At 40.4% G+C, this 5,707-nt stretch carries 6 protein-coding genes; 4 read left to right on the top strand and 2 right to left on the bottom strand.

Annotated elements, in window-relative coordinates; genetic code table 11:
• Window positions 1–472: 472 nt before the first annotated feature.
• Window positions 473–1,168 carry a DUF2071 domain-containing protein gene (locus ABDZ72_RS05380; RefSeq protein ID WP_343751647.1) on the bottom strand — a complete coding sequence of 232 codons (696 nt, stop codon included), beginning with the start codon at window positions 1,166–1,168 and terminating at the stop codon, window positions 473–475.
• 279 nt (window positions 1,169–1,447) lie between these two features.
• On the opposite strand from ABDZ72_RS05380, the gene ABDZ72_RS05375 reads away from it, so the two are divergent.
• From ABDZ72_RS05375 to ABDZ72_RS05365, 3 genes are all read left to right on the top strand, one after another.
• The gene (locus ABDZ72_RS05375; RefSeq protein ID WP_343751646.1) at window positions 1,448–1,798 is read left to right on the top strand and encodes a SpoIIAA family protein; all 351 of its coding nucleotides are present in this window, start codon (window positions 1,448–1,450) and stop codon (window positions 1,796–1,798) included.
• Window positions 1,799–2,161: 363 nt separating this feature from the next.
• Window positions 2,162–2,902: a spr1630 family ClpXP-sensitive toxin gene (locus ABDZ72_RS05370; protein ID WP_343751645.1), complete on the top strand. Its 741-nt coding sequence runs from the start codon at window positions 2,162–2,164 to the stop codon at window positions 2,900–2,902.
• 25 nt (window positions 2,903–2,927) lie between these two features.
• On the top strand, window positions 2,928–4,118 hold the full coding sequence (locus ABDZ72_RS05365) for a spr1629 family repressor/antitoxin (RefSeq protein WP_343751643.1): 1,191 nt from the start codon (window positions 2,928–2,930) through the stop codon (window positions 4,116–4,118).
• A gap of 335 nt (window positions 4,119–4,453) precedes the next feature.
• Here ABDZ72_RS05365 and ABDZ72_RS05360 read toward each other — a convergent pair whose 3' ends face one another.
• Window positions 4,454–5,005: an REP-associated tyrosine transposase gene (locus tag ABDZ72_RS05360; RefSeq protein WP_343751641.1), complete on the bottom strand. Its 552-nt coding sequence runs from the start codon at window positions 5,003–5,005 to the stop codon at window positions 4,454–4,456.
• Window positions 5,006–5,334: 329 nt separating this feature from the next.
• On the opposite strand from ABDZ72_RS05360, the gene ABDZ72_RS05355 reads away from it, so the two are divergent.
• Window positions 5,335–5,631 (top strand): transposase, encoded by a 297-nt coding sequence (locus ABDZ72_RS05355; RefSeq protein ID WP_343751639.1) that lies wholly within the window; start codon window positions 5,335–5,337, stop codon window positions 5,629–5,631.
• Window positions 5,632–5,707 lie beyond the last annotated feature (76 nt).

Below are 5,707 nucleotides of genomic sequence, written 5' to 3'. Positions count from 1 at the left end.
GCTTCAACGGTACTATGTAGCCCTCCGACTTCCTATCAGACATTTGGTTTCCTCACTTTGTATCGCTTGTACAACCATACTCCCTGCTTCCGCAGGAAGACCCGATAGGACCTCCCGGGTTGCCGTAGCATATCCATGTCTAGCGTGCCGTGGTCACCGACCCCGGAAAGGTCTTAATAAGCTCGCCTATACCGCTTATCAAGATGTTGCATTCTGGACTGACAAAACCATCTGCCCTTTCATTGGGTATTTCGGGGCTCAATCCCTTCAACTGTCGTTTACGGCCCACTAGCTAACTGTTTACGCTTAATGATGAAAGTTGCCTTTCACCACCCAAAACTTGCTACGAGCGAGTGGCTAACTCTTACTCGGCGGGCATCCCACCCGCTATATGCTACGACCTAAGCCCGGTCGCTCTGCCAGGCACCTGATAAATTCTGAATTGTTCAGGTGCCTGGCACTTATCCGCGCGCTACACATATCGCCCTCTTATGCTGGGTGGGTATACATAGGTCGTTTGGGGCGAGGCAACATGAGCCAGCGGGTCGCTTATTTCGGGCGTAACCTCGAGCACGTTGTTCTGTTTGATGTTATACCGGGCTTCAGAAAGACGCCACGGCATGTGGGAAATCGTTGCTTTGACAATATACGTTCCTTTGACCATGTAGACATGGTAGCGTTCCGTAAGCCAGTTCTCCAATGAGTGATTCTCTGGAGAAAACCAGCCGGATAACGGATAAACATCGGCTGAAAATCGTCGGGATGGCTCGCCAACAGTTGATTCCATTCTGAATGATGTCCGTCTCCCGCTCGTGGAAGTATCAAAAGAGGCTTGCTGATAAGGCAAAGACAGCAAACATCGGGCACCCAACACCGACAGCCTGCTGTTTGTGTACACATTAAGAAAATAAACAGCCGGTTCCTCATAAAAACGGATATACGTCCGCACATTCACCTGCCAGAACGGACCAAGAGAGAACAAGCTTGACCCCCATCGCAAACGACTTCGGGGCGAACGAAAGAGTACCACGCTTATCCATGCCTGGCCATGAAACGTATCCAGCTGAAAAGGACCCGGCACGAGCGGTCGTAGCCCATCATACGGTACCGGCCAATGAATGAATATAGGATGTTCCCAATATTGAACCCCCACCCATGGCCTGTTCATAGCGCAGCCCCTCCTTTCTGGTGCCTGGCACGCACACAATTCTGAATATTTCCGGAATTGATCCTAGTTCCTATAATATACCCGATTTTTTAATTGAAAAGAACTGTTCGTGCACTAGAGCGATCTTCCGTTACATTTCTTTGAGCCAATTCTTAGTTTTCCCCATGTCGCCGTTGTAATGAATTTATCTATAACCACCACTCACATGTTTCATTTCATGTATAGAGTGGAATGCTGTATATAAAGATGACCCTTGAACATGAAAGGATGATTGGACAAATGATAGAGATCAAAGGTGAGGAAAAGGGGCAGATTTTGGAAGTGACGACTGAGGGCACAGCAACACAGGATGACTTGGAAACATTTGAAGAAGCGTTAAAGGCTAAGAAACTTCAAGAGGAACCTCTCAACATTTTGTTCATTTTCAAAAACATTGAGGGCAACACTACAAAAGCACTGCCGAAAGCTTGGAAAATCCTTACCCAACTAAGAAGCATCAAAAAAAGCGCCATTGTAGCAGATGAAACATTTAGCCTTAACGAAAAAGTTGAAAAGCTCATACCAGGTGTGGAAGTCACCCAGTACCCACTGCAAGAACTGGATGCAGCACGAGAATGGCTTCGCGGATAGGATGGTGCCTGTCACTTCCCGATTTTTGTCGAAATCATTGGGTGAGGACCCCCCCCTCCCTCCTTCCAAATGCATTCTATTATTTCAGCTTTATTTTATAATCGAACCCGAAATGGAAAAAGTGTCATGCAAAACACTGCACATGACACTTTTTCTTGTAGGGATACGATTATAGACGTGACGTACTTCCTGTTAACCGGACACTGTAATACTTGGTAATGTTAGAATAGCTTTCCATTTGTGTCGGTGCTTGGCGCAAGTTCTCATTTTCATAAAAACTTTAAATAATTTAAATAAAATCATATCTTTTTTATTTAAACTGAATTATAATGATGTCATATTAAAAATAATAGGGGGATGGATATGAGGCAATATGAATTTAACACGAATGAAAGTGAGATTATCGTAAACGCTATCGTTGAAGGTTACCGGGATTATATCGAGCATCGTAAAGACCGCCGTCAGAAAATGAAAATCAGTTCTGCCTTTGCGTGGACAAAAGGAAACTTTATAGAAAATAAAATAGCTGAAATCAGCAGTAACATTAATTTATCGTATAAAATGTCAAAAGCTGGTTTAACCTGGGATTATCTACAATTTATTCACAATGACACAAAAAAGCTTTTCCTTATAAAAAATGCTGCCTATTTTAACCAAAATAATTTCTCACACGCTGTACTGCCTAATAAAAATAAAGGGCAACGCCGCACTTATCTCCATGAACTCTCAAAAATTAATAAGTCACTTAACTTTCCGAACACAACTTCATGGTATGAAAATCCTTTTGAAAGAAATGAACAATTATCCTTATTTATACCTAAAAACCAAATAGAGGATGAACTTGACCAGATTAAATCATCTTATAATGAATTTCACATTCTTACATACAAAATTGATGACGCTTATCAAATATCTGAGATTATGCATTACTTACCCAATCCTGAGGACAATACAGCTTATCCCATAGAAAATCTTTCAAAACACATTACTGGTTCAGAGTTAACAGATGAAGAACGATATATCGTTGCTCCTGAACAGGATAGTGATATAATAGATCCCGCAGCATTTGATATAGGTATCTTTGACGACGAAGAAAGTAATTAAGTATTAATCATTTAGGGGGAGCATAATGTTTATTGGAGAAAACTTGACTAATCTTCGTATCATGCATGGATATTCCCGAAAACAGCTCTCTGAAATGTTAAATGTAACAGAACAAGCCGTTTGGCAATACGAAAATTATTACACATCACCTAAAATACAGAATGTAAATGATTTAAAGTCCATTTTTTATGTGAAAAGTAAATATTTTTATAAAAAGGATATTCTAAGCCGGTACTTTGAACCAGAAAATATACCAGTCATGAATATTGCCTATCGTTCTAACGTGATGAACGTTATTTCCAAAACACAATCCGAGGCAAAGCACGTTGAATTTTTGGATAGCTTTGTTAACTATTTAACAACTTATATTAAATTGCCTACACAGAAAATCATTCAATTAAGGGACGACGTAATCAGCTATTTAAATACAACGAATGATGACAGACATACACAAATAAACAAAGTCGCCAAGACCGCACGTCAAAGATTAGGCTTCCGCAATGACTCAAATGACAATTTATTGTTTCTGATTGAAAAAAGTGGCGTATTTGTTTTTGAAAAAGCTATTGGGGAAGAAATTGATGCTTACAGTTTATGGACAAATCGGGAGCGTCCTTTCATTATATTGGGCAATTTAAAACGTTCAGCTGTACGCAGAAATTTTGACATCGCTCATGAACTTGGCCATTTGCTGCTTCACTATAAACTGGAATTCACCCATTTAGATCGCAAAGGCCATAAAGCTATTGAAAAAGAAGCTAATCAGTTTGCCGGTGCATTTCTTTTGCCTGAGGAGGCATTTTTAGAGGATATGCAGACAGTTGCACGTACAACAAACCCCGATGCATATACCGATTTAAAAACAAAATACAAAACGTCCATGCAAGTTCTGGGATACCGTGCAGCCAGTTTAGACATTCTAGATGCCAAAACACATCGAAATTTTTATGCAGCACTTCATCGAAAAGGTTATTTAAAAAGAGAGCCAATTGATGAGGCACTTCAAATACAGAAACCGCAAAAAGTTAAATCGATCATTGATTTCGTTGCTAAAAATGGGTTGATTGATATACGCAAAATGATTGAAAACGACTGGATGGTGGAAACTCCTTTTTTCCATCATATAACAGGGATCGATTCAAAGTTTTTTAATCACTATATGGTGGATGATAGTCAATTTGACTTAGGATATGTTACTAATATTTCAGAAAGTTAATGTGAGCACTCCCCAGGTCAAGCATCATATAAAAAAGAGCCTAGGGTGGAATAAGTGCCAGGCACGTACACAATTCAGAATTGTTTATGTACTTGGCACTCGGATATTAAAATTGCTTATGTTCCTACTACTCGAATGTTATATACTGGAAAAACAACTGAAGTAGACCGAGGATGGACAGGGCGGTTCGGGAGTGGCAAAATGCCTTCCATTTCCATCCACTTTCCCAGGGAATAGTAGGCGCTCTCGTTCAATACCTACGCTCCACAGCATTTCTTATATTTTTCCCGCTGCTTGGAATAGTGGTCTTGATGGTGGTGCCTGTCACTTCCCAATTATTCTACCCGTTCCCTCCCCACAAACTCTTGATATTTCCGGCGCTTCTCCCAGGCATCCCCTGAAAAGTAATCCAAAATAATAGCCATGGTCAAAAGATGATGTCTGGACGTATGCATGTAATATCGGTAACTGCTCCATGGATAGCTTTGTGGATGCATCACCATGTTGGCGTCTACCGGATTCAAATGGATATAACGGCTCACTTCCAGCATCCCTTGTTTCGATGCAATCAGCTTATCATAATACCGTTTTTCAAAGACATGGCCGGTGATTCGGTTCTTTGTATTGTAATAGTCAGCATACCGCTTGTTGATGAATGACATAACTTTGGAGACAGGCTGATCTTTGGACCGTATTTGCAGGTGAAAATGGTTGGTCATCAAACAGTAGGAAGCGAGTTCAAACGGGGCCTTCTTATTGGTCTGTTGGAGTATACGAAGGAAAATTTTGAAATTACTATCATCCTTAAAAAGCGCATCCCTGCGATTGCCGCGACAGACGACGTGATAGAATGAATCGGGATCCCACATCCGCTTTTTCCGACCCATCGTTAGTGTATCATTCCTTTCTGCACTTTGTTCGCACGGATCACCGTATTGTCACGGCTTCCAAAAACTTTCATTGCTTATACCTTTATCGCCAGTTAAGTTATTGATTACATATAAGATATCCTATAATCTATGAAAAGTCAAGAACATTTGTTCGAAAATATAATCATTAAATCTGTTTTATTGAGACCTTAAAACGCTAAAAATCCAATTTCACCCAAATACTGCTGAAATAAAATACAAAAACAACAAAAAGCAACCTTAGAAAATTCTCTTTATAATGGACCCAAGATTTTAGACACGAAAAAGGGAGATGTTAAGGTACTTTTATGAAACGTAAAAGCTATACACCTGAATTTAAATCACAAATCGTGTTGGAAATCTTGAAGGAAGAAAAATCCATGAGCCAGATCGCATCAGAGAACGAGGTTCACGTGAATCAGCTGCATAAATGGAAAACACATTTTCTGCAGGAGATGCCACAGGTTTTTGAGAAACAAAATAAGGACAAGGAAAAGATGAAAGCCGATTATGAAAAACAATTGGACAATCTGTATTCCGAAGTCGGGAAATTAACCACGCAGCTGTCGTGGCTCAAAAAAAAATCTGGCATCTACGACGACTAGGCAAGAACGTATGGAAATGGTCGATTGGGCTGATTCAGAACTCTCAATTTCCGATCAGGCCAAGTTGCTGGGCATC

This window comes from Lentibacillus halophilus (genome assembly GCF_039522485.1).
GTDB lineage: Bacteria > Bacillota > Bacilli > Bacillales > Amphibacillaceae > Lentibacillus > Lentibacillus halophilus.
The sequence above is the reverse complement of the archived record's forward strand: the minus strand, read 5'-3'. Positions and strand labels throughout refer to the sequence as shown.

Coding starts and splice junctions, on each gene's coding strand:
- ABDZ72_RS05365 (WP_343751643.1), top strand. CDS start 2,928: ATGTTTATTGGAGAAAACTTGACTAATCTTCGTATCATGCATGGATAT.
- ABDZ72_RS05380 (WP_343751647.1), bottom strand. CDS start 1,168: ATGAACAGGCCATGGGTGGGGGTTCAATATTGGGAACATCCTATATTC.
- ABDZ72_RS05360 (WP_343751641.1), bottom strand. CDS start 5,005: ATGGGTCGGAAAAAGCGGATGTGGGATCCCGATTCATTCTATCACGTC.
- ABDZ72_RS05375 (WP_343751646.1), top strand. CDS start 1,448: ATGATAGAGATCAAAGGTGAGGAAAAGGGGCAGATTTTGGAAGTGACG.
- ABDZ72_RS05355 (WP_343751639.1), top strand. CDS start 5,335: ATGAAACGTAAAAGCTATACACCTGAATTTAAATCACAAATCGTGTTG.
- ABDZ72_RS05370 (WP_343751645.1), top strand. CDS start 2,162: ATGAGGCAATATGAATTTAACACGAATGAAAGTGAGATTATCGTAAAC.